The organism is Bacteroides sp. AF32-8BH (assembly GCF_003435205.1).
Lineage (GTDB): Bacteria > Bacteroidota > Bacteroidia > Bacteroidales > Bacteroidaceae > Bacteroides > Bacteroides ovatus.
Genome location: NZ_QVLZ01000001.1, coordinates 285,463 through 310,285 on the forward strand (window position 1 = coordinate 285,463; position 24,823 = coordinate 310,285).

The 24,823-nt window shown below is 38.8% G+C and carries 16 protein-coding genes; 4 read left to right on the forward strand and 12 right to left on the reverse strand.

What is annotated here, in order from left to right; genetic code table 11:
- Window positions 1-39: 39 nt before the first annotated feature.
- Window positions 40-1,101, reverse strand: a complete 1,062-nt coding sequence (gene aroB, locus DWZ47_RS01190) for a 3-dehydroquinate synthase (protein ID WP_117512121.1) — start codon at window positions 1,099-1,101, stop codon at window positions 40-42.
- A gap of 80 nt (window positions 1,102-1,181) precedes the next feature.
- Between aroB and DWZ47_RS01195 the strand changes: the two genes are divergently transcribed.
- The 3 genes from DWZ47_RS01195 (at window position 1,182) to cls (ending at window position 6,163) form a co-directional block, all read left to right on the forward strand.
- The gene (locus DWZ47_RS01195) at window positions 1,182-1,586 is read left to right on the forward strand and encodes a hypothetical protein (RefSeq protein ID WP_004305412.1); all 405 of its coding nucleotides are present in this window, start codon (window positions 1,182-1,184) and stop codon (window positions 1,584-1,586) included.
- An 83-nt stretch (window positions 1,587-1,669) separates the two neighbouring features.
- On the forward strand, window positions 1,670-4,591 hold the full coding sequence (locus DWZ47_RS01200) for a TonB-dependent receptor (protein ID WP_115484510.1): 2,922 nt from the start codon (window positions 1,670-1,672) through the stop codon (window positions 4,589-4,591).
- Window positions 4,592-4,723: 132 nt separating this feature from the next.
- The gene (gene cls, locus DWZ47_RS01205) at window positions 4,724-6,163 is read left to right on the forward strand and encodes a cardiolipin synthase (RefSeq protein ID WP_004301164.1); all 1,440 of its coding nucleotides are present in this window, start codon (window positions 4,724-4,726) and stop codon (window positions 6,161-6,163) included.
- 24 nt (window positions 6,164-6,187) lie between these two features.
- On the opposite strand, the gene rsmD is transcribed toward cls, so the two are convergent.
- The 3 genes from rsmD to DWZ47_RS01220 are packed head-to-tail and all read right to left on the reverse strand — an operon-like array spanning window position 6,188 to window position 8,168.
- Window positions 6,188-6,721: a 16S rRNA (guanine(966)-N(2))-methyltransferase RsmD gene (gene rsmD / locus DWZ47_RS01210; protein ID WP_004305410.1), complete on the reverse strand. Its 534-nt coding sequence runs from the start codon at window positions 6,719-6,721 to the stop codon at window positions 6,188-6,190.
- The gene (locus DWZ47_RS01215; protein WP_117512122.1) at window positions 6,712-7,482 is read right to left on the reverse strand and encodes a DUF3822 family protein; all 771 of its coding nucleotides are present in this window, start codon (window positions 7,480-7,482) and stop codon (window positions 6,712-6,714) included. Before DWZ47_RS01215 ends, rsmD begins: the two co-directional genes overlap by 10 nt.
- A complete protein-coding gene (locus tag DWZ47_RS01220; protein ID WP_004301363.1) occupies window positions 7,482-8,168 on the reverse strand; it encodes a hypothetical protein in 687 nt (228 codons plus the stop codon). The genes DWZ47_RS01215 and DWZ47_RS01220 overlap by 1 nt, the downstream gene beginning before the upstream one ends.
- Window positions 8,169-8,263: 95 nt before the next feature.
- Here DWZ47_RS01220 and DWZ47_RS01225 point away from each other — a divergent pair, with 95 nt between their 5' ends.
- Window positions 8,264-9,682: an ATP-dependent RecD-like DNA helicase gene (locus DWZ47_RS01225; protein WP_117512123.1), complete on the forward strand. Its 1,419-nt coding sequence runs from the start codon at window positions 8,264-8,266 to the stop codon at window positions 9,680-9,682.
- Between the two features lie 168 nt (window positions 9,683-9,850).
- Here the strand turns inward: DWZ47_RS01225 and DWZ47_RS01230 are convergent, their stop codons facing one another.
- From DWZ47_RS01230 to DWZ47_RS01265, 8 genes are all read right to left on the reverse strand, one after another.
- Window positions 9,851-11,884: a BT_3987 domain-containing protein gene (locus tag DWZ47_RS01230; protein WP_117512124.1), complete on the reverse strand. Its 2,034-nt coding sequence runs from the start codon at window positions 11,882-11,884 to the stop codon at window positions 9,851-9,853.
- 28 nt (window positions 11,885-11,912) lie between these two features.
- Entirely contained in the window at window positions 11,913-13,085 is a 1,173-nt protein-coding gene (locus DWZ47_RS01235; RefSeq protein WP_117512125.1) for a DUF1735 and LamG domain-containing protein, read from the reverse strand.
- Between the two features lie 6 nt (window positions 13,086-13,091).
- A complete protein-coding gene (locus DWZ47_RS01240) occupies window positions 13,092-14,126 on the reverse strand; it encodes a glycoside hydrolase family 18 (protein ID WP_117512126.1) in 1,035 nt (344 codons plus the stop codon).
- A 12-nt stretch (window positions 14,127-14,138) separates the two neighbouring features.
- Complete coding sequence (locus tag DWZ47_RS01245) at window positions 14,139-15,719, reverse strand: RagB/SusD family nutrient uptake outer membrane protein (protein ID WP_004305404.1); 1,581 nt, start codon at window positions 15,717-15,719, stop codon at window positions 14,139-14,141.
- A gap of 8 nt (window positions 15,720-15,727) precedes the next feature.
- Window positions 15,728-19,081 (reverse strand): TonB-dependent receptor, encoded by a 3,354-nt coding sequence (locus tag DWZ47_RS01250; RefSeq protein ID WP_117512127.1) that lies wholly within the window; start codon window positions 19,079-19,081, stop codon window positions 15,728-15,730.
- Between the two features lie 445 nt (window positions 19,082-19,526).
- A complete protein-coding gene (locus tag DWZ47_RS01255; RefSeq protein WP_117512128.1) occupies window positions 19,527-19,961 on the reverse strand; it encodes a DUF6078 family protein in 435 nt (144 codons plus the stop codon).
- A gap of 175 nt (window positions 19,962-20,136) precedes the next feature.
- Window positions 20,137-22,407, reverse strand: a complete 2,271-nt coding sequence (locus DWZ47_RS01260) for a GH92 family glycosyl hydrolase (protein WP_117512129.1) — start codon at window positions 22,405-22,407, stop codon at window positions 20,137-20,139.
- Window positions 22,408-22,510: 103 nt separating this feature from the next.
- A complete protein-coding gene (locus DWZ47_RS01265) occupies window positions 22,511-24,817 on the reverse strand; it encodes a GH92 family glycosyl hydrolase (protein ID WP_117512130.1) in 2,307 nt (768 codons plus the stop codon).
- Between the last annotated feature and the right edge of the window lie 6 nt (window positions 24,818-24,823).

Consider the following 24,823-nt stretch of genomic DNA (forward strand, 5'->3'; position numbering starts at 1 on the left):
ATTCCCTTTTATTATGCGGTATATCTGATGTAAGATGGGTTAAATTCCCATACATTCGCGATAGAAGTCGAGCATCTCGAAGATAGTGTCCTTGTCGGCAGTCTGATTGATGCAAATGTCTCCAATATCTTTTAGTAAGGTGAAATTGATAGTACCTGAAGTATTCTTTTTATCATGCGTCATAAATGCATACAGTTGGTCATATTTCTTGCAGTCGAAAGTAAATACGCCATAATTATCCTTGATAAACTGGATCGTTTGCCTCATTTTTTCTTTCGGGAAACCTACTTTGAGATGAGAAAGATACAGTTCGCACACAATTCCCCAAGCTACTGCATATCCATGTAATACAGGACGGTTTTCTGCCAGTGCCATACTTTCGAACGCATGTCCTACAGTGTGTCCCAGATTTAATGCTTTGCGAATTCCATGTTCGAAGGGATCCTGCTCCACGATATCTTCTTTCACTTGTACCGATTGGCCTACCAATTGTTTGAGAGCTGCATAATCAATACTAGAGGAATCGAAATTGAGCAATTCTGCCCAATGTGCCGTATTGCTAATCAAACCATGCTTCAACATTTCAGCATATCCGGAGAAGAAATTGTGTGTATCTAATGTGCGCAGGAATTCAGTTTCAATCAATACACTGTTTGCCGGAGCGAAAGCACCGATTTCATTTTTCAGTCCGTTGAAGTTGATTCCTGTTTTACCCCCCACTGATGCGTCCACCATAGCGAGCAGAGTGGTTGGTATATTGATATAGGAAATGCCCCGTTTGAATGTAGCTGCGGCAAAACCTCCGAGATCTGTCACCATCCCTCCTCCAAGATTGATAAGTAAAGAGTGGCGGGTAGCCCCTTGAGTGCTTAATGCCATCCAGACGGAAGCGAGTGTTTCCAGAGTTTTATGCACATCTTCTGCTCCGATACAGATTTCTACAGCATCTTTTAACAGCCCCGATTCCTTTAGAGAGGGGAGACAAAGACGCTGGGTATGCTCGTCTGTGAGGACGAATAATTTGTCATACGGACATAGCTCAATGGCACGACCGAGGCTCGTTTCCAAGCTTTCGCAGAGAATAACTTCTTGTTTACTCATGATTCTTTTGCTTTTTTACTCTGCAAATGTATATAAAATATCTTTTTTTACTTACTTTTGTCTCATTAAAACGTTTAATCATGAAAGCATTATTACCTGTATATTGTCGTCCTTTAGGATATGTTGTCTTGTTGGTAGCTCTGTTCATCCCTTTTATTTTGGTGATGCAGGGAGTAGTAACTGATACTAATTTGTTGTTTTATAAAGAATGTACAAAGTTGTTGATGATGGCAGGATGCTTGTTAATAATCTTTGCATTAAGTAAGAATGAAAGCCGTGAAACGGAGCAAATCCGGAACTCGGCTGTTCGTAATGCCATCTTTTTGACATTCTTGTTCGTCTTTGGTGGTATGTTGTGGCGTGTTATGCAAGGAGATGTGATAAACGTCGATACTTCCTCTTTCCTGACTTTTCTGGTTTTTAATGTGCTTTGTCTGGAGTTTGGTCTGAAAAAAGCGCTTGTTGATCGATTCTTTAAAAGATAATTTTCTTTTCAATTAAACCTTTTGCGATTCGATTTGTCAAAAAGACATTGTTATTGCTACTAATATAATCGTAAATAAGGTAAATGAAAAGATTTTCAGCAGGGTTGGTGCTGATGTTGCTATGCACCTTCTCAATTTTTGCACAGAATAAGGTTATTACCGTTTCGGGACGTGTGGTGGAATCCGATACTAAAGAGCCCGCAGCGCAGGCTACAGTTCAATTGCTATCATTACCTGATAGTGCTTATGCCGCCGGTATAGCCAGTAGTAACCAGGGATGGTTTACTCTCCCCAAAGTAAAAGCCGGAAAATATGTGTTGAAAGTTTCCTATATTGGATTCCGAACCAAGCTCGTACCGGTACAATTATCTGCTAACGCCACTGATAAAAAATTGGGAACCATTACATTGGACCCTGATGCTGTCATGCTGAAGGAAGCGGTGATTACTGCCGAAGCTCCGCAGGTGGTCGTGAAAGAAGATACGCTGGAATATAACTCAACAGCTTACCGTACTCCCGAAGGGGCGATGCTCGAAGAGTTGGTGAAGAAACTTCCGGGAGCAGAAATAGACGATGACGGTAACGTCAAAATCAATGGTAAAGAAGTAAAGAAGATTATGGTGGATGGTAAAGAGTTCTTTGGCGGTGATGTGAAAACCGGATTGAAGAACTTACCGGTCAACATGATCGACAAACTGAAGACGTACGATAAAAAGTCTGATTTGGCACGTGTTACCGGAATAGATGACGGAGAAGAAGAAACTGTTCTTGACCTGAAAGTGAAGAAAGGTATGAATCAAGGTTGGTTTGGTAATGCAAGTGTTGCCGGTGGTACAGAAGATCGTTACGGAAGCAACTTGATGTTGAATCGTTTTGTCGATAATAGCCAATTCTCTTTAATCGGTTCTGCTAATAATGTGAACGATCAGGGATTCTCCGGTGGAGGTGGCGGACCTCGTTTCCGGAACAGCAATGGTTTGACTGCTACCAGGATGTTAGGGGCTAACTTTGCTACCCAGACTGAAAAATTGGAACTGGGAGGTAGTGCCCGTTATAATTTCAGTGATCGGGATGCAACATCTACAAACTACTCGGAACGTTTCCTGCAAAATGGAAATTCTTATTCAAATTCGAACAGTAAAGGCCGCAATAAGAATACGAACTTTAATGCAGACTTTCGGTTGGAGTGGAAACCGGACACATTGACAAATATCATTTTCCGTCCGAACGTTTCTTATGGAAAGTCTAATAGTTATTCTATTTCCGAATCGGGAACTTTTAATGGAGATCCATTTAATTTGGTGTCTAATCCTAATGAGTTTTTGAATAAGATTTTCTGGGGAAGTACGGATGATCCTTTAGAAGCTATTCGTGTCAACGCCAGTAATAGTGAATCAAAATCTGAAGGGCAGAATCTCTCTGCAAATGCTTCTTTGCAAGTGAATCGTAGATTGAATAATCAGGGACGAAACATCACTTTCCGTGGTACATTTAGTTATGGAGATAATGACAGCGAACAGTTTAGTGAATCATTGACGCGTTATTTTGATGATAATGCAAAAAAAGAAGATGATGAGCGTAAACAATATACTACTTCTCCAACCAAAAATTATGATTATACTGCCGAACTGACCTATAGCGAACCGATTGCGAGAGCTACCTTCTTACAGTTCCGCTATAAATTTCAATATAAATATAGTGAAAGTGACAGAAGTACATACAGCTTGATTCCTGATGCCGATAAAGGACAGGATTGGTTTTGGAATTTTGGTGATGGTCTGCCTGTAGGATATGAAGAGAATAAAGATAGAGATTTGAGTAAGTATGCTCAATATAAATATTATAACCATGATATTAATGCAGGACTAAATATTATCCGCGAGAAATATAGATTGAACTTTGGAGTATCTTTGCAACCGCAGAACACCAGATTGGATTATAAGAAAGCCGAAGTAGATACTGTAGTAAAAAGAAATGTGTTCAATTTTGCTCCTAACGTTGATTTTCGTTACAGATTTTCTAAAGTCAGCCAGTTGCGCTTTACCTATCGGGGACGTGCAAGCCAGCCGAGTATGGAAAATTTGCTTGATGTAACTGATGACTCCAATCCGTTGAATATCCGTAAGGGTAATCCGGGATTGAAACCTTCTTTCTCTCATTCTATGCGTTTGTTTTATAATACTTATAATGCAGATAAACAGCGTGGCATGATGGCTCATGTAAACTTGAATATGACTCAAAATAGCATTACTAATGCCACTACTTATAATCAGAGTACTGGTGGAGTGACTGTTAAACCGGAGAATATCAACGGAAACTGGAATGCGATGGGAATGTTTGGATTCAATACAGCATTGAGAGACAAGCGGTTTACCATAAATTCTTTTTCCCGTGCTAATTATACCAATGCAGTTTCTTATCTTTTTAATGACGATACTAAAATAAATGACAAGAACACTAGTACGACACTGACTTTCGGAGAGAATCTGAATGGAACTTTCCGTAACGACTGGTTTGAATTTACCTTGAATGGTTCAATCAACTATAACTTTGAGCGAAATCAACTGCGTCCGGAAAACAATCAAGAACCCTATACATTTGGTTATGGTGCAAGTACTAATATCTCTTTACCTTGGAGTATGACGTTGTCTACCAATATCACTAATAACGCTCGTCGTGGTTATCGTGATGCCAGTATGAATAAGAATGAACTTATTTGGAATGCACAGATTGCCCAAAACTTCCTGAAAGGCAATGCCGCAACCATCAGTTTTGAAGTATATGATATTCTGCGGCAGCAATCTAATATCAGCCGTTCGTTAACAGCCGATATGCGTTCTGTTTCTGAATATAACGGAATTAATAGCTACTGCATGCTTCGTTTCTCTTATCGTCTGAATGTTTTTGGAAATAAAGAAGCTCGCGGCAATATGCGTCATGGCGGTTTTGATGGTGGTGGACCTCGTGGCCCGCGTGGTGGCTTTGGAGGTGGCAGACCACACTAAAGCAGAGTAATAGGTTTAAATAAAAACAGGAAGTCCCGGCACAACGATTCAATGTTGTTGCCGGGACTTCTTTGTTAATCCGAGAATTTACTCTATATTTGTTGTTTAGTATTCGTATGAAAGGAGATTCCTATGATTGATTGGAACTATATGCTTAGCCAGATAGCAACAGTGGCTTTTGATATTCTTTATTTTGGAGCCATTATCGGTACGATTGTCATCATCATTCTTGACAACCGGAATCCGGTTAAAACCATGGCATGGATACTCATATTACTTTTCCTTCCTATTGTCGGGCTTGTCTTTTATTTTTTCTTTGGGCGGAGTCAACGTCGCGAACGTATCATTGGGCAAAAAAGCTACGACCGCTTATTGAAGAAACCAATGGCCGAATATCTCGCACAGGATTGTTCGGACGTTCCTTATGAATACTCCCGTCTTATTCAGCTTTTCCAGCAAACGAATCAAGCGTTTCCATTTGAGGGGAACCGTGTGGCAGTCTATACCGAAGGATATACCAAACTTCAATCATTGTTGCGTGAACTGCAAAAAGCGAAGCAGCATATCCACATGGAATATTACATCTTTGAAGATGACGCTATCGGGCGTATGGTCAGGGATGTGCTGATAGAAAAAGCTTCTCACGGGGTTGAAGTACGGGTTATCTATGATGATGTAGGTTGCTGGCATGTGCCTAATCGTTTTTTTGAAGAAATGCGCAATGCCGGTATTGAAGTCAGGAGCTTTTTGAAAGTACGTTTTCCTTTATTTACCAGTAGGGTGAATTACCGCAACCATAGAAAGATTGTCGTTATTGACGGACGCGTGGGCTTCGTTGGGGGAATGAACCTGGCAGAACGTTATATGCGTGGCTTTTCTTGGGGGATTTGGCGAGATACGCATATCATGTTGGAAGGCAAGGCAGTGCATGGTTTACAAACGGCTTTTTTGCTTGATTGGTATTTTGTAGACCGTACGTTGATAACCGCTTCCCGTTATTTTCCGAAGATTGACTCTTGCGGAAGTTCTTTAGTGCAAATTGTCACGAGTGAGCCTATCGGGCCTTGGAAAGAAATCATGCAGGGATTGACTGTTGCTATTACCAGTGCAAAAAAATATTTCTATATGCAAACACCTTATTTTTTGCCTACAGAACCAATATTAGCAGCTATGCAAACAGCAGCATTGTCTGGGGTGGATATACGCTTGATGTTACCGGAACGTGCAGATAACTGGATAACTCATCTTGGATCGCGTTCTTATTTGGCAGATGTGATGCAGGCAGGTGTTAAGGTCTATTTTTATAAGAAAGGTTTTCTACATTCTAAGCTGATGGTTTCAGATGATATGCTTTCCACTGTAGGCTCTACCAATGTTGACTTCCGTAGCTTTGAGCATAACTTTGAAGTGAATGCTTTTATGTATGACGTAGAAACTGCCCTTGAAATGAAAGAAATATTTCTTCAGGACCAGCGCGAAAGTACACAGATCTTTTTGAAGAATTGGGGCAGACGTTCGTGGAGACAAAAAGCTGCGGAGTCTATCGTGCGTTTATTGGCTCCGCTGCTTTAATAAGGATGAAATTGTATTTGGATCTTATCTGAATAGTGAGAAGTTCACACTTCCATACACCCTTCTCTCAAGGAAATGTGGATTTTCTTCGAAATTATTATCTTTTCCATGCTCCAGTACCAATAATCCTCCTTCTTTGAGAAGATTATTCTGAAAGATTAATTCGGGTATTGTTTCCAACTCTTTTAAAGCGTAGGGAGGATCGGCAAAGATGAAGTCGAACTGTTCGCGGCCATTTTTGATAAACTTGAATACATCTCCGCGTATCGGCAGACATTTGTCTGTCTGCACCTCTTTCATAATTTTGCAGATGAATGAGTGATGTGCAGGATCTTTCTCAATGCTGATAACATGGTCACATCCACGGGATACCAGTTCGATACTGATGCTTCCTGTCCCGGCAAACAAATCAAGAGCTGTTATTCCTTCTTCAAAATCGATATAGTTATTGAGTACATTAAACAGATTTTCTTTGGCGAAATCTGTCGTAGGGCGTGCTTTAAATGTCCGAGGCACGTCAAATCTTCTTCGTTTGTAAATACCGCTGATTACTCGCATGTTAATAAGGCTTGCATATCAATATTAGTTGCAGGATTCATGATGAATACCTGTAGGATAAACTTTTTCAATTCACTCATTAAAACGTCTTTCTCCGGAAGTATTCCGGTTAGGTGTAACTCATCCCGTTCTTGATTAAACTCCAGTTGTTTCCAGGCGTACAATAAATAGTAAATACGGTCTTCTGTGTGCGTACATTCAAAGGAATTAGCCAGAAGCAGATGTCCTCGTTCAAAGCAATAGATGTCAATGCCGTCTTTGCGTATAGAAGCATACATCTTCTTACTGTTTCCCAATCTGCTTTTTACAGAAAAATAATCGATGAATGGAGTAGATTGAGAATAGAAACGAGCTTCGGGATATTGTTCATTCAAAAAGGTCTGTGCGCTTTTGTCTATGCCGAAGATGACAGCTACATTATTCTTTCTTAGAATATTATAGAGCACCGTTTCGTTTTCTCTTTTCTGATGATTATGATAAAACAGAAGTTCCGCCTGTTCCTCTTCAAACAATTCTAATGGCACAATCGTAAAACGCTTGCCTGCCATCATAATGTTTACCCGTTTGTAAGGATGATTTAGGAAGTCCGATTCGTGAAAGACCGCCTTTAGATTGGCTGTAAGGGATAGAGATGTGTCTATCTCTTTCTCTATTATTGAAAGCGAATCGTCATGAATCGGGTTATAGATAGAAAAAGAAAATCCATCCGTACTAAGACGGATGGATAAAGTATATTGTTTTGATTTAGTAAAATCAATCATTATTCCCAGTTACCAGCACCATTGTTTGGAGTATCGATAGAACCTACCATCAAGCCGCTATATTTGCCTAGTTTAGAATCCAGGTCTTTTAGGTTGATGATTTCTTGTTTGTCAAGTCCGCTCAAATAAGTTTCGTATGGAGCTTTCACTTCGAACAAATATACTGGAGCACCAGACTTGGCAGTGTCATTTTTCACGTTCATTTCGAATTGAGCACCATTTCCGTGAGGAATATATTTCATAGAGTCGGCATTGAATCCTTTTGGATAGATAGTATCCAATACAGCTACCCACATCGTGTCACGTTTGAAGTTTTCAAGTCCCCATTTCTTAACTTCATCGTATCTGCCGGTTTTCTTTGCTTTTTCGATGATAGCCATGGCTTTCTTTTCAGTCAGTCCGTCTTCCAATTGCTTGTCAGTTAACATTCCCATCTTCATAACGAACGGCAATTTTTGATTTTTAACGAAATCAATCAGTGTGTCTAATTTGGGTGCATACATTCCGCGGTGCAGCGAACGGTATTCCTGCTGTGCCTTACGGATGTCGATCAAACGGGCAATGACTGCTTTTTCTCTTTCTTTTTTTGCGTTTTCAAAATTGATAGGACCCATAATGCTGGTGTAACAGATGTAAATCAGTGCAGCAGCACAAAGCACCAATACAATATTAAATACTGTTTTCATGATAAATTATGTTTTTAGTTGTTATATTCGCATCGCAAAAATAGAATAAATAAATTTAAATACGATAGTTCCTCGAACTTTTTTCTCGTACAAAAATGATAAATAACTATTTAGAAAGGCAAATTAAGGAAAATTTTCCTTATCAGCCAACTTTAGAGCAGGAAATTGCTGTAAAATCTCTTTCAGAGTTTCTGCTGTCCACACTGGCAGATGAAGTCTTTATCTTAAGAGGGTATGCTGGTACTGGTAAAACATCGTTGGTAGGGGCATTGGTGAAAACGATGGATCAGCTGCAGCAGAAGTCTGTATTGTTGGCTCCTACAGGACGTGCGGCAAAAGTTTTTTCAGCGTATGCAGGACATCCGGCTTTTACTATTCATAAAAAAATATATAGACAACAATCTTTTTCTAATGAACTTAGTAACTTTTCGATCAATGACAATTTAGCTACCAATACATTGTTTATTGTCGACGAGGCTTCCATGATTTCAAACGAAGGACTGTCGGGCAGTATGTTTGGAACAGGACGTTTATTGGATGATTTGGTGCAATTTGTGTATTCGGGACAAGGTTGCCGACTCTTGTTGATGGGAGATACAGCACAGCTTCCCCCGGTAGGTGAGGAGTTGAGTCCTGCGCTTTTTGCTGATGCATTGAAAGGTTATGGACTTGAAGTACGTGAGATTGATCTTACCCAAGTGGTTCGCCAGGTGCAAGAATCCGGAATATTGTGGAATGCCACGCAGTTGAGGCAACTGATAGCGGAGGATGATTGTTATTCCTTACCTAAAATAAAAATAACAGGTTTTCCTGATATTAAACTGGTACCCGGAACTGAACTGATAGAAGAACTGACTAATTGTTACGATCATGATGGTATGGATGAAACGATTGTTGTCTGTCGATCTAATAAACGTGCGAACTTATATAATAATGGAATACGTGCACAAATTCTTTGGCGTGAAGATGAATTGAACACAGGAGATATGTTGATGATAGCCAAAAATAATTACTATTGGACAGAGAAGTATAAGGAGATGGATTTTATCGCTAATGGAGAAATTGCAGTTGTCCGGCGTGTTCGTCGAACTCGTGAAATATACGGTTTTCGTTTTGCTGAAATTACTCTCCGCTTTCCTGACCAGAATGATTTTGAATTGGATGCGAATCTATTATTAGACACTTTACATTCGGACTCACCCGCATTGCCGAAAGAAGACAATGACCGATTGTTCTATACAGTACTTGAAGATTATATAGATATTCCAAACAAAAGAGACCGGATGAAAAAGATGAAAGCCGATCCGCATTACAATGCTTTGCAGGTGAAATATGCCTATGCAATAACCTGTCATAAAGCGCAAGGCGGACAATGGCAGAATGTATTTTTAGATCAGGGGTATATGACGGATGAGTATTTGACTCCGGATTATTTCCGGTGGTTGTATACCGCTTTTACTCGGACGACAAAGATATTGTATTTGGTGAATTATCCGAAAGAGCAGGTGGAATAATCATGTCATAGCATGAATCACAAAAAAATGGAAGGTTTTCTATGAGAAAACCTTCCAAAAGGGAGAGGAATATAACAAGGGAGTTTAGTATAAATCGAGAATGTAAATTAAACTGTGTTAGCAAAGTTAATATTTTATTCCTTGCTGACACAGTTTAATTTACACATCCTATAAATCTGATACTTTTGTGAAAGAAAATGGTCCAACAGGATGCTTATCTCCACTTTTTAGGTTATTATTGTCTTCATTTGAATCAGAACACAAAGGTACGATCATTAATTTCTTATCTGCTATTATACTTGTACCATTTAGTCCATATATGGTGAAGTTCGTATTAGATCTTAGTAATGTACTTTTTAAGAATGTGTCTGTTTTCTTTATTGTTGCAATGTTGCTTCCAAAAGATTGATAACGCCCATAAAGAGTATAAGTTTTACCATTTTCATTATAAAGTTCTTGTCCTCCAGCTACTTCTAACCTACCAGTTTGGCTATTGTATTGCATTTCGAAAGGATAGTCTTCTATTAACTCTTTAACATCTCCCCAACCATAAACATTATAAGTATGTCCCTTTTCTTTGGGTTCTATTCTTATAGTAAATTCTTCAGCACCACCGAATTGCCAATAATCTCCTTCAGCAAACCAATAAAGGGATTCGAGAGGTTTTATTTTCCATGTTCCAATATATGAGTCATAATTTATTCGTTCGACTACCTTAGGTTCTGCAGACGTTTTATCATATGTTTTTCCACTCCATACAACTTCTTCTCCATATAGTTTTTTACCGACTTCATTCAAGCCAAAACTGTAATCAATAGAAGGAAGTAGATTGTAAAATACCATAGCCCCATATCCATTAGATACAACTTTACCAAGATTTGTTTCTAGGAAACTAGTTGAAGTAAAATAATTTTCGTTCTTTTGCCCTCCATCATTTACTATGAAATTTAGGTTTACAGGGCAAGGACCATACATCTCTTTTGGGACTTTTACAGTATTCTCACGATTGGTAGCATAACTTCCATATGAACCATAATACGTATAATCTATCATATCTACTACCTTTTGGTTTTCTACTACCATATCGCCCGTGACTCTTGTTGTACCATTAATGGGGGGAGTACCAAATTCATACACTGTTATGAGTTTATCGGGCATTAATTGCCGACATTCATAAATTAGTCTTGCATAATTATCTCCAGATGGAGCATCAAATCCTTTATAGGTATTTTGCAGATTATGCTTTTTATAATCTGCCCATTCGTCATCAAAATCTACACCATCTAATCCATAAGTTTCTACATAATATTTGATTTCTTTAGCAACACTGATTGCTGTTTCTTTGGAAAGGTTTGCAAGACCTACTCCATTACTTCCAAACATACTTAAGCATACTTTAATACCTTTCTCTTGTAATGGACGGATTAGTTTGTCAGCGTTTTGGAATATATATTTTATATCATCTCCACATTCTAAAAATACACGCCCGGCTTCCGAACCAGATGGTTGAAAATTAAGTTTTGCTGCAAATATATGTACCACATCGAAGAACGGTTTTCCGCTTTCTTTCATTGTATACTCTCCTGCATTTAGAATATTGTCACTTTTTACTTCTATATAGCAGAAATTCTTAACCAGTCCTTTGCTTATATCAGGTATTTGTCCTTTTGGCCTAATCAAATAGATATAATTTTGATATTTCTGTTCTAATACTGTATTTCCGTTTTTTAGCTCTACACTAATAGGGAGAGCATAAGTAATTTTACTAGAGGTACTTCCTGCTACTAATTCTACTTCAACTTTTTCAGAAGTACGTTCGCCTGCTTCAATTGTGGTCTTTCCATTATTAGTGAAAGTTACATTTTCCTGTGGATACATTTCGTAGGAAGTTCCATTTACCGAATTATATGTATCAAGTACTTTGGAATCTATCTTAAACTGTATTTCTGTATTTTGTGTTGCAGCTTCTGTCAACTGAAAATAGACTTGAGTCTTGGCAGCTTTGTCACTGAAAACTTCAATAGTTGATAGTTCCCTTGCTCCTCCTGCATTTTTAACGTAGCCATAAACACCATAATCTTCGTATTTATCTGTATTAGGTACAGGTAATTCAATGTCATCATTGCAGGCATTAAAAAGACCTCCTGTCAATGATAATGTTGTGATTAATACTCCTAATTTTATATATTTAAAATTATTCATTGTTTTCTTTTTTTAGATTTGACATCTTTTATTTGCCTAATTCTACTTCTACCCATTCCAGATCTGTTAGAGCTGTTCCATCATTTCCGTTTTGGGTATAATCCTTGATGGCACCTCCTACTCCTTCATCAAATTTCCAATAAGCTATTAAACCTTCCGATGATGGGTCAACTGCATAGAAGTGGTCTTTCTCATTGATTTGTTCAGGAGTCAATACTTTATTCCATATACGACATTCACTAATTTCACCACATAAGTATCGGTCGTCATTATAAGAGTAACCAATTCGGAAACTATATGGACCTTGTTCTGGAGTATCTGCAAATGGAGCACCTATATGAACGATTCCTCCATCTCCTTCTATTCCTGCTTGTGTATTTTCATTTCTTACAAATTCTTCACCATTGACATAAACGATGCAAGTTTTAGCATCTGCGTCGTAGGTCACTGCAAGGTGTGTCCATACATCTGCTTCGATAAGTGGTCCTTTCACGCTTTTACCATCTATGCCTGGTGCTTGTAATCGGTTTGGCTCAATACCTACATCACCAATTCTTAGTAAGAAAGAACCTTCTATTCCCATTACAGTATTTAATGCACGGAATTCATGCGGTCGTATAAGAGCTTCCATTGATACTTTGCGTAAATTGTTGAGAGGCTCTGGATTTTTCCATTTAAAATAGACACAATTTTTAGTCATATTGGCTACCGTATTGATTAGTGCGGCACCTTTGAACACATAATATATTGTTCGTGCACTTTGGAGAATTCCAATGTTGGCATTATCTACTGTTACAGGTAATACATATTTTTGTTCACGATCTAACGATAGTAAATTCTCAAAAACAATTGTAATTTCACTGGATTGGACAGAACCTGCAGGAATGACAACCTCCGGTTCCGGTATTTTATAACAGTTTGTTGGCAATGCAATTGTCTGATCATAATAGCCTTCATTGTAAGTACTTACTAATGAAGGATCTGCTGCTATGTGGATTGTAACATCTTCCGATTCTTGTTTAGCAATTGCCACCTTAAAGCTACGCTGTTCACTGTCATTAGAACCTTTCAGGAATATGCTGTTTACTTTGATTGTATTATCTACAAATACATTATTGTCAAAGTTCTCCATGTCATTGCAGCTTGTCAGAAAACCAGTGAGCAATGCCGCTGAAATCAGATATAAATTTACTCGTTTCATCTTTTTCTATTTTTTTGCTGCAGGGTTAATAATTTGTATAGCTTCTCTCACATATTGATAAGCATTGTTTACGTTATAATAGTCTCGTTCGATATTATAAATAGACAAACCTGCTTTCTCATAGTTGATAGCATCACCTGATACCCAGTAAGCTGCTTCTGTGAGTGCACGTTTTGCTCCATTGTCATATAATCCAGTAGTTTTATTATTAGGGTCAGTTGTGCTAACAGACACAATGAAGCTTCCAGGTACTCCTTCTTCCATGATTGCCATTTCTGCATTATAGGAAAGTTCGGTTACGGTTATTACATTTGATGTGTTCAGGATAATGTGTCTGAATGACTCTAGTATCGTTTTATCTACTAGGTTTTGTGGCTTTCCTTCCAATGTAAATGTTTTATCTTTATGTTGTTCCATCCAAGTTTTGATAGGACTAAAGAAAGCATTTTGTATAGAGAGAAGTTCGTTTTTTTCTTCTTCCATCATATGTGAAGGGCTTTTGCCAATATATCCTATTATGAGTCCGTCGTAATTATATACGCTTGCCGGTTTCAAAGCTTCTTTTACAGCATCTTCCAAATAGGGTATAAAATCAGGTACTACGTAGTTCTCGTCTGCTTCTTGATTCGTTTTAACCATTTGATTGTATTCTTCCTCAATAGTATCGTAACTAATTGTATATACTATTTTGGTAGCCTTATTCGTACGGATATTTTCTATTTCTTTTTGTTCGAATTCTACCAGTCCGTCGGGATATATCAGGCTGACAATATCAATACTATCAGGTATATCGTTAAGATGATGTCCACGACTAAACGGTGTTTTTATACTATTATCAAAAGAAGCATATACGAATTTATGTTCTGAATCTTTGTATGTACGTAATTTCTGTAGATATTGTGCATATTGTTCAGAATTAATTTCTTTAACGTCAGGTTGATTGACCTTGATATTTTCAACGTCTGTCCAGTCATTGCAAGCAAGCAATGTGATACTTGCTATGCATACAGTTGCGATGTTTTTTATATTGTTTTTCATCATTTCAGTCTGCTTTTATTGTTCTATTCTTGGATTACAATCCCACCAAATACGAGAATGCATATAATCCCCACCTAGACTTGTTACTGCTTTTCTAATATTCTCACTATTAGTTTTGTATTCATCTTGTGGATAAGTCAGACGGCGCGGAAATTTTCCTTCTTCTATGTCTCCACCACTTTTATTTGATGCTGTACCCATTAACTTAGGATAACCTGTTCTACGGAACTCTGCCCAAGCTTCTAGCCCCAATGGAAAGTTTGCAATCCATTTTTGAGTGATAATGCGCTCAAGACTTTCTTCGAAGTTACCATCTTTCCATTGGACACTTATTGTACTTGGAGTACCACTGAAAGAATATGTTCCTAATGGGTCTTTATATGATTCTGGTGTGTTAGTGCTTACTAGGTAATCTTCTACATTCTTTGCTCCAAGCTGTTCGAAAGACAGACGTATGCCTGCTTCATAATATGCTTTTGGTGTTTTTTCTGTATCCCATCCTCTTAATGCGGCTTCTGCTCTCAAAAACATGACTTCTGCAGCATTCATCCACATGATAGGACTACTTACTTCTACTTTTACATTTGAGTAACATTGGCCTGTTTTGATAGGGTATTCATTACCTACGCGTAAGCCGTGGAATCCGTTTGTTATATTTTCAGATTCGTCAAATGTTGATGTAACGCCATAGATTTCGCGACGAGGGTCTTGATAGCCATTCATATAGGAGGATAAGTCTGCTGAAATCTTAGTTTCGCCTCCATTATAGCTATAGCATACCATATAAAATGGATTAATCGTTGCCGGCATGAAAGCATTATCACTATTTTCGGTCATTACTCCTAATTTGCCATTTGAGGTATCAATGGCTTCTTTTACCATTATTTCGGATTTTCCTTTATCGACATAGCATATACGCATGGCCATACGTAATTTCAGTGAATTAGCAAATTTAATCCATTTTTCAACATTTCCGGAGTAAACTTTATCAGCGTTGGCAGTCAGATTCTGGGTTCGGTTGATGGTCAATGTGTTGATGGCATCAGTCAGTTCATCAAACATTTTGTAATAGACTTCCTTTTCAGTATCGAATGGTGCTACTAATTTACCGTCTAGTCCTACTTGTGAATAGGGGATAGGACCATATGTGTCAGTTACACGAGACAATGCTGCAACTTTGATGATTTGAGCAATAGAAATAGGTATTACATCTTCTGTTGCCGATTTTACATCTTGCATATTTGCGTAAATATTGGGCATAACATCCAAGTATAGTTTACCTAACCATTCTTGTGAAGGATTGTAGTATGAAAATGAGTTACCCCATACTTGGGAATCTGCAAAATAACCACCCCAAGGACCACCGAGAAGACATTCTGTAAATTGATTCAAGTGTTCTTCTACAGGTACTACATAACTTTCCATTCCGATTAAAGCTGCACTTAGGTTGTAGCCGTCACGTCCCATCTCATCTTTTGTTACTTCATATGGATTGGTGTTATAATCTAGGTAGTTTCCTGTACAGGAGGTTAGTAACGTTGTTATAATTCCTCCTAACAAAATATGTTTTATAATAGAATTGTTCATATTAACCATATTCTTAATTAAAATTTAAATCTCACATTAAATCCCATACTGCGTGCACTTGGTACCATAAAGTTATCAATTCCTTGATAATAATTACCTGTAGAAGCTACTGATTCAGGATCGAATGGGGCTTTACAGTAGATCATCCATAAGTTACGTCCTACTAGAGATACTGTTACATCTGCAATTCCCCAAAGTTTACTTTTAGGAATAGTGTATCCGATGGACGCTTCTTGTAAGCGCAAATTTGTTGCGCTATATGTATAGTATTGTGGTAAGTTGCTTTGACCTCCAACTACAGAATACCATTTTTGTGCATCTAGCATATCACTGTTGTTTACAAGTACACCTCCAAACTCACGTGCTTTAGCTGTTGTCTCTGATACACCATAATAGTCCAAGTATGCTTGGGTTGCAGAGTAAACAATTCCGCCGATACGTGCGGATAACATGAAGCCAAAGTTAAAATTCTTATAAGTAAAGTCATTACGCCACGACATGTTACATTTGGGGAATACACTGCCCAATTTGATATCTTCAGCTTTAGTGTTGCTTATAACTTCTCCATTAGCATTTACAAATATATTTCCATTGTTATCTTGTTGAAGTTTGGCTGTTGAGTAGAGATCTCCCAAACTACCTCCTTTTTTCAACACGAAACGTGCATAGCCTAGTCCACCAACATCCAAGCGTTCCAAAGTTCTTTTCTCATGAGTAATTGGATTTTCATAATTCTCCATTAATTCGAGTATTTCATTTTTATTGGCACTGAATGTAAAGTTAGAACTCCAACTGAAATTGTTATTCCAAGTGTTATGATAACCGAGTGATAATTCAATACCTTTATTACGTACACTACCTGTTTGCACGTACATGGTTGAATAGCCGGAAGACGGTGATATGCCCGGGTCAAATGTCTGATTATAAGTCTTGGTAGTATATAGTCCTAGGTCTAAACTAAAGTTCTTTAAGAATTTGGCAGTTATACCCAGTTCCCAAGAATCTGTTTTTTCAGGTTTCAAATCATACATTGGGTAGTTGGTTTTAGTTGTCCAAACTTTGTTTGTCTGGTCCCATTCATAAGTTGGGTTAGCTAAAAAGTGGGCAAAAGGTAAACCTACTGATGCAAATGAAGCCCTTAATTTTAAGAAAGAAATCTGTTCTGGCATTGGAATGATTTCAGATAAAATAACAGAACCTCCAATAGACGGATAGAAGAATGCACTTTTTACTGAATTGGGACCAGCCAATTGTGATGGCCAATCGGTGCGTCCGGTTAGAGTCAGGTAATAAGTGCTTTTATAACCTAATTCTGCACTAGCGAATATAGATTGTGTCTGATCGTGATAACCATATTGGTAACGTCGTGTCTTTACATCATCTAATTGGAATACGTTGAATACATTTGGAATTCCACTGTTACTAATTGGACCTTCGTTTTGAAATACATCTTGTTTCATATCGGAGTATGAAGCACCGATATTAGCACTTAAACTGAAAGTTTCTCCGAAGTTCTTATTGACATTAACCATTATGTCGGCATAGGTTTGTTTATCTGTTGTCTTGAATATACCATACAGACCATTATTGGACTCTTCTGTTAATGTTTTGTTACTGGTAGCATATAGCTTTTTAGTGTAGTCAGTTGTCGAATTATCCATACGTACACGACCACTTACACTTAACCAATCCAAAATTTTATAATTCAGACTTGCGCTCAACATATAACGGTCTTTATCATTTTCACGTAAGTTGCGATAAGCGATCCAGTATGGATTTTGTCCGGTCATACCAGAAAACATACTTTCAGGCCAATACTGCGTGTTGATTTTACGGGTTACGTCGTAACGTTCGTACATTTTGATATCATTCCAATCATTACCTCGTGGAAATAAATAAGCAGTGACAAGAGGATTGGAATATGTGCCTTGATTGACCATATTACGGTCATTTTGTTTGATATAACTTGAACTGACATCTAATGTCATTTTATCTTGCAAGAAAGAAGTTGTATTGCGGAAAGTGAAATTATAACGATTATAATTATTATTAGGAATCATTCCTTTTGAGTTAACCGCACTTGCAGAGAAATAGGTTTGATTACGCTCTGTTCCAGTGGAAAGAGTTACACTTTCTGTCGTAACAACACCTGTTTGTAGGAAATCACTAATAGGATTATAACCCATATAATTGGAACTGTTTAATCTGTTTCCCCAGCTTTTTTCTACAGAACCGGAGTTCAGTGAATTATCTCCTGTTCCGTAGCGGTTTTGGAATTCTGGGGTTCTGAATGGGCGCATAAACTCTGTGTTCTGGCTGACTGTAAGTTGTAAACGTCCTTCTTTCCCTTTTTTAGTCGTAATAACGATTGCGCCATTTGCGGCGTTACTACCATACAATGCCGCAGCTGCTGCACCGGTTAGAACAGACATAGATTCAATATCTTCAGGATTGATGTCAGCAATGGCTTCCGTACTACCTTTTGAATCGTAACCTTGTCCTCCTTCACTCCCTAAATTGAACATTGGTACACCGTCAATGACATAAAGGGCATTACTGGATTGGTCGATACCTTTTGTTCCGCGCATTACCACTTTACTGGCACCTCCTACACCAGACGAACTACTATTAATTGTGACACCTGCTACTTTTCCTGATAATGCGTTGATAAAATTGGCGTCTTTATTAGTTAATAGTTCTTCGCTTTTAACTTCTTGTACATTATAGCTCAATGCTTTTGTTGCCCGTTTGATACCCAATGCGGTAACAACAACTTCTTCGATGACTTGTGTGTCATCTTGTAAAATGACATTGATGTTGGTTTGTCCGTTCAAAGGAATCTCCTGTGACTTATAACCGATATAAGAGAATACAATAATTGGATTGGTTTCATTGGTAGAAACTTTATAGTTACCATCAAAGTCGGTGATACTACCACTTGTTGTTCCTTTTATCAGAACACTGACACCAATAAGGGGTTCTCCTTTGGAGTCTACTACGTTTCCACTAACGGTACGTTCTTTACCAACTTGTTGTTGAGGAACTTGGGATTCTTCTTTATCAGAAAGGTAAACGATGTTTTCTTCCACCTTGTAAGAGATGTTCTTTCCTTTCAGTAGCCTATTCAATACATTTGTTAAAGAGGCGTCTTTTACTTGCAATGCATCTACAGTGACGGATGATAGTTTGTCACTATAGAAGAATTGATACTTGGATTGTGACTGAATTTGTTTGATGACTATTCCTAGAGTAGTGCGTGGAGTCGATAAGGTCAATTGCGCCACCGCCCATTGCATCGGAACTGCCATAAACAAAAGAATCAATAAAGTTCGAACAAATTTCGTTTTTCGAATCAAATGATTGCTTTTCATACTTTTAATTTAATGGTTGTAGAATTTATTAATACACAAAGACAGTTGTTGATTTTCCGTCTTTGATAATAAAACAATGCTAATTAAATAAACACTTAGTCTAAATCTTCTTTTTTTGAAGAAATATTCTAAAATCTTAATTATTATCTTGTATATATATTTGAGTAAGCGGTTTATGATATGTTTTAGATTCTATATTTTAGATTGTAGAGTATGGACTCGACGTATTATGGTATTGTGTTGCTTCTTGAACTTAAGTTAATATTAGTTTGTGCCATCGTATTGGCACGACTGTGCCACGTTGATGTCACTGTTGTGCCAATACGGTGGCACAGCTGTGCCAACAAGATGTGACAATCATGTCATTTAGCTATAAAAGTGGTGTCGATTTGTTATACTAGTCGTACCAAGCCGATGTTCTAATTGTGACATTTAGAAAACAATGTCACCAATCATAGTCTTCAATATATGCATCAAACTTTTCCGGATAGGTTACTCCGCAGTTTTTAAGAATGTTCAAGATATGTTGTTGTTCGGCGGGGGAGAGTAAACGTTCTCCTTTACGGGTGCGGTAATAGGTTCTACGGCTTAGATAACTCATCAAGTGGGCAACAACAGTCTGCATCTGTTTATGAGGGATACAGTCTAAGATTCCTATAAAACCTTTGGCATATCGCACTTTTGTATTGGAACGATAATGAGGGCAATCTCCTTTTATGCTGGCCAAAAGTTTTGGACTGATAATAACCCAATGCTCGATATTTTCTGGTACACTTTGTTCTGTGAGTTGTCTTAGACAAGTATTTGCTTGAGGACATTGTCGGTTTAGGCACATTGCATATTGATAAGGCACTTTTGCAAAGTCAATCTTTTCTTTCATGATTTATATGTAGTTTGTTATGCAAAAGTAGTGAAAACTATTAAAAACAATAGCCTGAAAGCAGACTTCTTTGCTTTCAGGCTATTGTTTTTAACTGTTCCCTTGATGGACAACCCTCTTCCGAAGATAGCTAGTAGCTGAAACAGGGATAAAAACTTAAAATATAGGGTGGAGACTATTGCTCTTTAGAGAAAGAATAGGGCATATCTTCTTCTTTAGTTCCTCTATTCTGATTAGGTTGATTGCTCATTTCAACACTGATTGTACCTCCCTTGAGCAAGTTTTCGTGTCGGAGATAATTTTTAGTGTAATCAGCACCATTGACATTCATCGAATTGACATAAAAATTCTTCTTACTGTTATTCGGAGCATCAATAACCAAACTATTGCCATTCTCAAAATGGAGTGTAGCTTTCTTGAATAACGGAGCACCTATAATATATTCATCCGTTCCCGGACAAACAGGATAGAAACCTAATGCCGAGAATACATACCAGGCAGAAGTTTGTCCGTTGTCTTCGTCGCCACAATAGCCGTCCGGAGTAGGAGAGTACATACGATCCATTACTTGACGCAACCAGTATTGGGCTTTCCAAGGTTGTCCTGCATAGTCATATAAATAAATCATGTGCTGAATCGGTTGATTGCCATGTGCATAGTTACCCATATTCATCACAGTCATTTCACGGATTTCATGAATCACTTGGCCGTAGTAGCTATCATCAAAAATAGGAGGTACGGCAAAAACAGAATCCATCATGGTGATAAACATCTCTTTTCCACCCATCAAGTCAATCAATCCTTGAGGATCGTGGAATACAGACCAAGTATAGTGCCAGCTATTTCCTTCCGTAAAGGCGTCCCCCCATTTCAGCGGAGAGAAAGGAGATTGGAATGTACCATCTTCGTTGCGTCCACGCATTAACTTAGATTCCTTATCGAAAAGATTCTTGTAGTTCATGGCACGTTTTGCGAAAAGATTAATCTCTTTTTTCGGACGTTTAAGTTCCTTTGCCAGTTGGTAGATACACCAGTCATTGTATGCATATTCCAACGTGCGTGCGGCGTTCTCATTGATTTTTACATCATAAGGCACGTAACCCTGTTTATTGTAATATTCATATCCCAGACGTCCTGTTGATGATACTTGTGGATGTACATTCTCTGTTCCGTGAATCAGCCCTTCATACAATGTTTTTATATCGTCCACTTTCACTCCTTTCATGTAAGCATCTACTAAGACAGAAGCAGAATTGTTACCAACCATACAGCCTCTGTGCCCCGGACTTGCCCATTCCGGGAAGAAACCGCTCTCTTTATATGTATTGATCAGACCTTCCTGCATTTCCTTGTTGACTGACGGGTACATTAGGTTCAATAACGGGAATAGGCAACGGAAAGTATCCCAAAAGCCTGTGTCGGTATACATATAGCCCGGTAATACTTGTCCATTATAAGGGCTGTAGTGAACCGGTTGTCCGGCAGCATCCAGTTCGTAGAACTTGCGTGGGAAAAGTAGTGAACGATACAGGCAGGAATAGAATGTACGGTATTGGTCGAGATTGCCACCCTCTACTTCTATTTTGCCTAATTCCTGATTCCAGGCCTCTTTTCCTTTTTTGGCTAGCTGTTCGATATTATCTTTGCCCAACTCTTTCATATTCAAAGTTGCCTGTTCAAAACTGATGAAAGAAGAAGCAATCCTTGCATGTACTTGTTCGCCTTTATGTGTTTGGAAACCAATAATGGCTCCGGCATGATCTGTTGTCTGTTCGGTAACATTTTCCTGCAGATTGCCATTGGCTACCGTAGCTTTATAAGTGAAAGGCTTGTCGAATTCAATAATAAAGTAATTTTTAAAGTTTTCGGGAACTCCACCGCTGTTGCGAGTCGTGTAACCGATAATCTTGTTTTCTTCCGGAATAACCTTAATATACGATCCCTTATCAAAGGCATCCACTACAACATACGAATGATCGTTTTCCGGAAAAGTGAAACGGAAAAGAACGGCACGCTCGGTTGGAGCCATTTCTGTCACTACATCATGCTCTGCAAGATATACTTTATAATAATAAGGAGTGGCAGTTTCTCCTTTGTGGGCAAACCAACTGGCACGCTTTTCTTCATTGAATTCCGGTTTGCCTACTACAGGCATAATAGAGAATTGTCCGTAATCATTAATCCACGGACTGGGTTGATGTGTTTGTTTAAATCCACGAATCTTATTAGCCGTATAAGTGTATTGCCATCCGTCTCCCATCTTTCCTGTCTGTGGAGTCCAGAAATTCATCCCCCATGGACGGGCAATGGCCGGATAAGTATTACCTGTTGATAACTCGAAACTAGATTGAGAACCCATAAGCGGATTGACATACTGCGTCCAGTCTTTGGCTTTTGCAAAGACGATACAACTTAATGCACATACTAATAGGAGATACTTTTTCATGGTCTTATTTATTATTTATGGCTCAATCGAATCAGAAATCGATTGAGCCAATTTATTTTTCAAGGTTTTGTTTTTTTATTCAATTTGAACAGCTAATACCAACTCATTCCTCTTCTTTGGAGGAGAGAGCCGGAGAGAGGACTCCCCATTTCGTAGGATGATCGGTCATCTTGATTTCCATCGTTCCTCCATTCGCAATATCCTGATGGTTAAAGAATGGAATGTTTAGAGCCTTACCGTTCAGCGATACACTTTCAATGTATTTATTCTTTTTCCCATTATTCTTTACTACAATACTGAAAGTCTTTCCTTCCGGCAGATTGATAACCGCTTTGTCGAAAGCAGGACGTCCGATGGAATATACCGGCTTGCCGGGACATACCTGATAGAATCCCATAGAGTTGAGTATATACCAGGCAGACATCTGACCGCAGTCCTCATTACCCGAAAGACCGTCTATACTGTTGGCATACTGGCTCCGGTAAACACTATCTACCAACTCTTGAGTTCTCCAAGGGTGGTTAACGTAGTTATATAGATGGATCACATGATGACTTGGTTCGTTTCCATGTGCATATTGCCCGATAAGTCCGCTGATATCTGATGAGGTTGTTTCACCTTCAAGTGATGAATCGGCCGAGAATAAAGAATCGAGTTTCTGGACAAAAGCATCTTCTCCACCCATCAGATTGACTAACCCTTCTACATCATGCGGCACAAACCAAGTCCATTGCCAAGCTGTTCCTTCACAATAATCATCGCTGCGGTGAGTAGATGCGCGCGGATTGAATGGAGTACGCCATTCACCTTTTGAGTCCAGTCCACGCATGAAGCGGATTGATTTGTCGAAATAAAATTCGTACGCCTTGGCGAAGCGTTCATACTTTGCTTTGGATTCAAAATCACTCATTGCTTCTGCAAAGATAGAGATACACCAGTCATCATACGCATATTCCAGAGCTTTGGCCACTGATTCATTTTCGCGGTCACAAGGGATATATCCGATGGCATTCTTATAATATTTTGCTTTAGGCATGAGATGAGGCAAAACCAGATCCGGACATTTGATACCGGTGGTGTCATATTCGGCGGCACGCAGGCAAGCTTTATAAGCTTCTTTCGCATCAAAGTTGCGATACCCTTTCATGTAAGCATCCACGATGACCGGAACAGCATGATAACCAATCATAGTGCCGGTGTAATTGGAAGCCAAGTCCCACATGGGGTATATCCCACCTTCCTGATGTTTCTTAATTAACGAATTGATAAAGTGATTATTCAGATCAGGATCAATGATAGTCATTAGCGGATGTAGCGCACGGAAAGTATCCCATAAAGAAAATACAGTGTATATCGGATTAAGGGTGTCTCCTTGATGCACTTCAAGATCCATTCCTAAATAACGTCCGTCTGCATCAGTGAACAGATTTGGACTGATTCCCGTATGATAGAGGGCCGTGTAGAAGATGGCTTTATCTTCTTTATCGGAAGTTGTAATATCAATTTTGGAAAGATATTCATTCCATGCCGTACGTGCGTCTTTACGTACTTTCTCGAAATCCCATCCGGGAATTTCTGATTCAACGTTCTTCCGTGCACCGGCAATATCGACAGCGGACACACCTACTTTAACAAGAACCTGTTCGTCTTTACTGGTGTTGAAATGCAATAATGCTTTGCAGACAGGAAGCCGTTTGCCATTGTCCATGGTGATAGAATCCGTAACGAGCGTATAAGAGAATGGTTTAGAAAATTTAGCGTAGAAGTTGATGTATTGGTCGAAAGCCCAATAAGTTGTTTTCTTGTGTCCACAGATTTCCGTATCGCTTATTACTTCTATTTCCATCTCGGAGTTAGTCTGTCGTTGCAGGCTGTAATCCAGGTCGATGATAAATCCGGATTCGGCGTTTTCGGGAAAAGTATAGCGATGGATTGCTCCTCGTTTGGTGGATGAAATTTCAGCTTTCACCTGGTAAGTATCAAGAAAGACAGAATAATATCCTGGTTCTGCGATTTCATTCTTATGTGAGAAAGAGGAAGCGTATGCTAGGCGTTGGCTTTGGGGATCGGTTGTACGATATTGTTGTTTACCCACAGTTGGCATGAGCAAGACATCTCCATAGTCGCAACAACCTGTACCGCTGACGTGGGTGTGTGAGAAGCCATTGATGGTAGAGTCGGCATAATAATAACCGGAACAAGCATCCCAACCATCAATCCGGGTGTCCGGACTGGGCTGAATCATCCCGTGGGGAACTACCGCTCCGGGGAAGGTATGACCATGTCCACCGGTACCGATGAAAGGGTTGACGTAAGCACTATAGTCTTTTACATTAGTGGGGGCTGTGCAGGAGCTAAGTGTGAATAAACCTCCTAAACATCCTACTATTAGGAATGTTTTTAATTTCATGGTATT

What these genes read in the sequence shown, in the direction of transcription:
- DWZ47_RS01250 (WP_117512127.1), bottom strand. Translation starts at nt 19,081, where the DNA reads ATGAAAAGCAATCATTTGATTCGAAAAACGAAATTTGTTCGAACTTTA.
- DWZ47_RS01230 (WP_117512124.1), bottom strand. Translation starts at nt 11,884, where the DNA reads ATGAATAATTTTAAATATATAAAATTAGGAGTATTAATCACAACATTA.
- DWZ47_RS01235 (WP_117512125.1), bottom strand. Translation starts at nt 13,085, where the DNA reads ATGAAACGAGTAAATTTATATCTGATTTCAGCGGCATTGCTCACTGGT.
- DWZ47_RS01225 (WP_117512123.1), top strand. Translation starts at nt 8,264, where the DNA reads ATGATAAATAACTATTTAGAAAGGCAAATTAAGGAAAATTTTCCTTAT.
- DWZ47_RS01215 (WP_117512122.1), bottom strand. Translation starts at nt 7,482, where the DNA reads ATGATTGATTTTACTAAATCAAAACAATATACTTTATCCATCCGTCTT.
- rsmD (WP_004305410.1), bottom strand. Translation starts at nt 6,721, where the DNA reads ATGCGAGTAATCAGCGGTATTTACAAACGAAGAAGATTTGACGTGCCT.
- cls (WP_004301164.1), top strand. Translation starts at nt 4,724, where the DNA reads ATGATTGATTGGAACTATATGCTTAGCCAGATAGCAACAGTGGCTTTT.
- DWZ47_RS01245 (WP_004305404.1), bottom strand. Translation starts at nt 15,719, where the DNA reads ATGGTTAATATGAACAATTCTATTATAAAACATATTTTGTTAGGAGGA.
- DWZ47_RS01220 (WP_004301363.1), bottom strand. Translation starts at nt 8,168, where the DNA reads ATGAAAACAGTATTTAATATTGTATTGGTGCTTTGTGCTGCTGCACTG.
- DWZ47_RS01195 (WP_004305412.1), top strand. Translation starts at nt 1,182, where the DNA reads ATGAAAGCATTATTACCTGTATATTGTCGTCCTTTAGGATATGTTGTC.
- aroB (WP_117512121.1), bottom strand. Translation starts at nt 1,101, where the DNA reads ATGAGTAAACAAGAAGTTATTCTCTGCGAAAGCTTGGAAACGAGCCTC.
- DWZ47_RS01200 (WP_115484510.1), top strand. Translation starts at nt 1,670, where the DNA reads ATGAAAAGATTTTCAGCAGGGTTGGTGCTGATGTTGCTATGCACCTTC.
- DWZ47_RS01260 (WP_117512129.1), bottom strand. Translation starts at nt 22,407, where the DNA reads ATGAAAAAGTATCTCCTATTAGTATGTGCATTAAGTTGTATCGTCTTT.
- DWZ47_RS01255 (WP_117512128.1), bottom strand. Translation starts at nt 19,961, where the DNA reads ATGAAAGAAAAGATTGACTTTGCAAAAGTGCCTTATCAATATGCAATG.
- DWZ47_RS01265 (WP_117512130.1), bottom strand. Translation starts at nt 24,817, where the DNA reads ATGAAATTAAAAACATTCCTAATAGTAGGATGTTTAGGAGGTTTATTC.
- DWZ47_RS01240 (WP_117512126.1), bottom strand. Translation starts at nt 14,126, where the DNA reads ATGATGAAAAACAATATAAAAAACATCGCAACTGTATGCATAGCAAGT.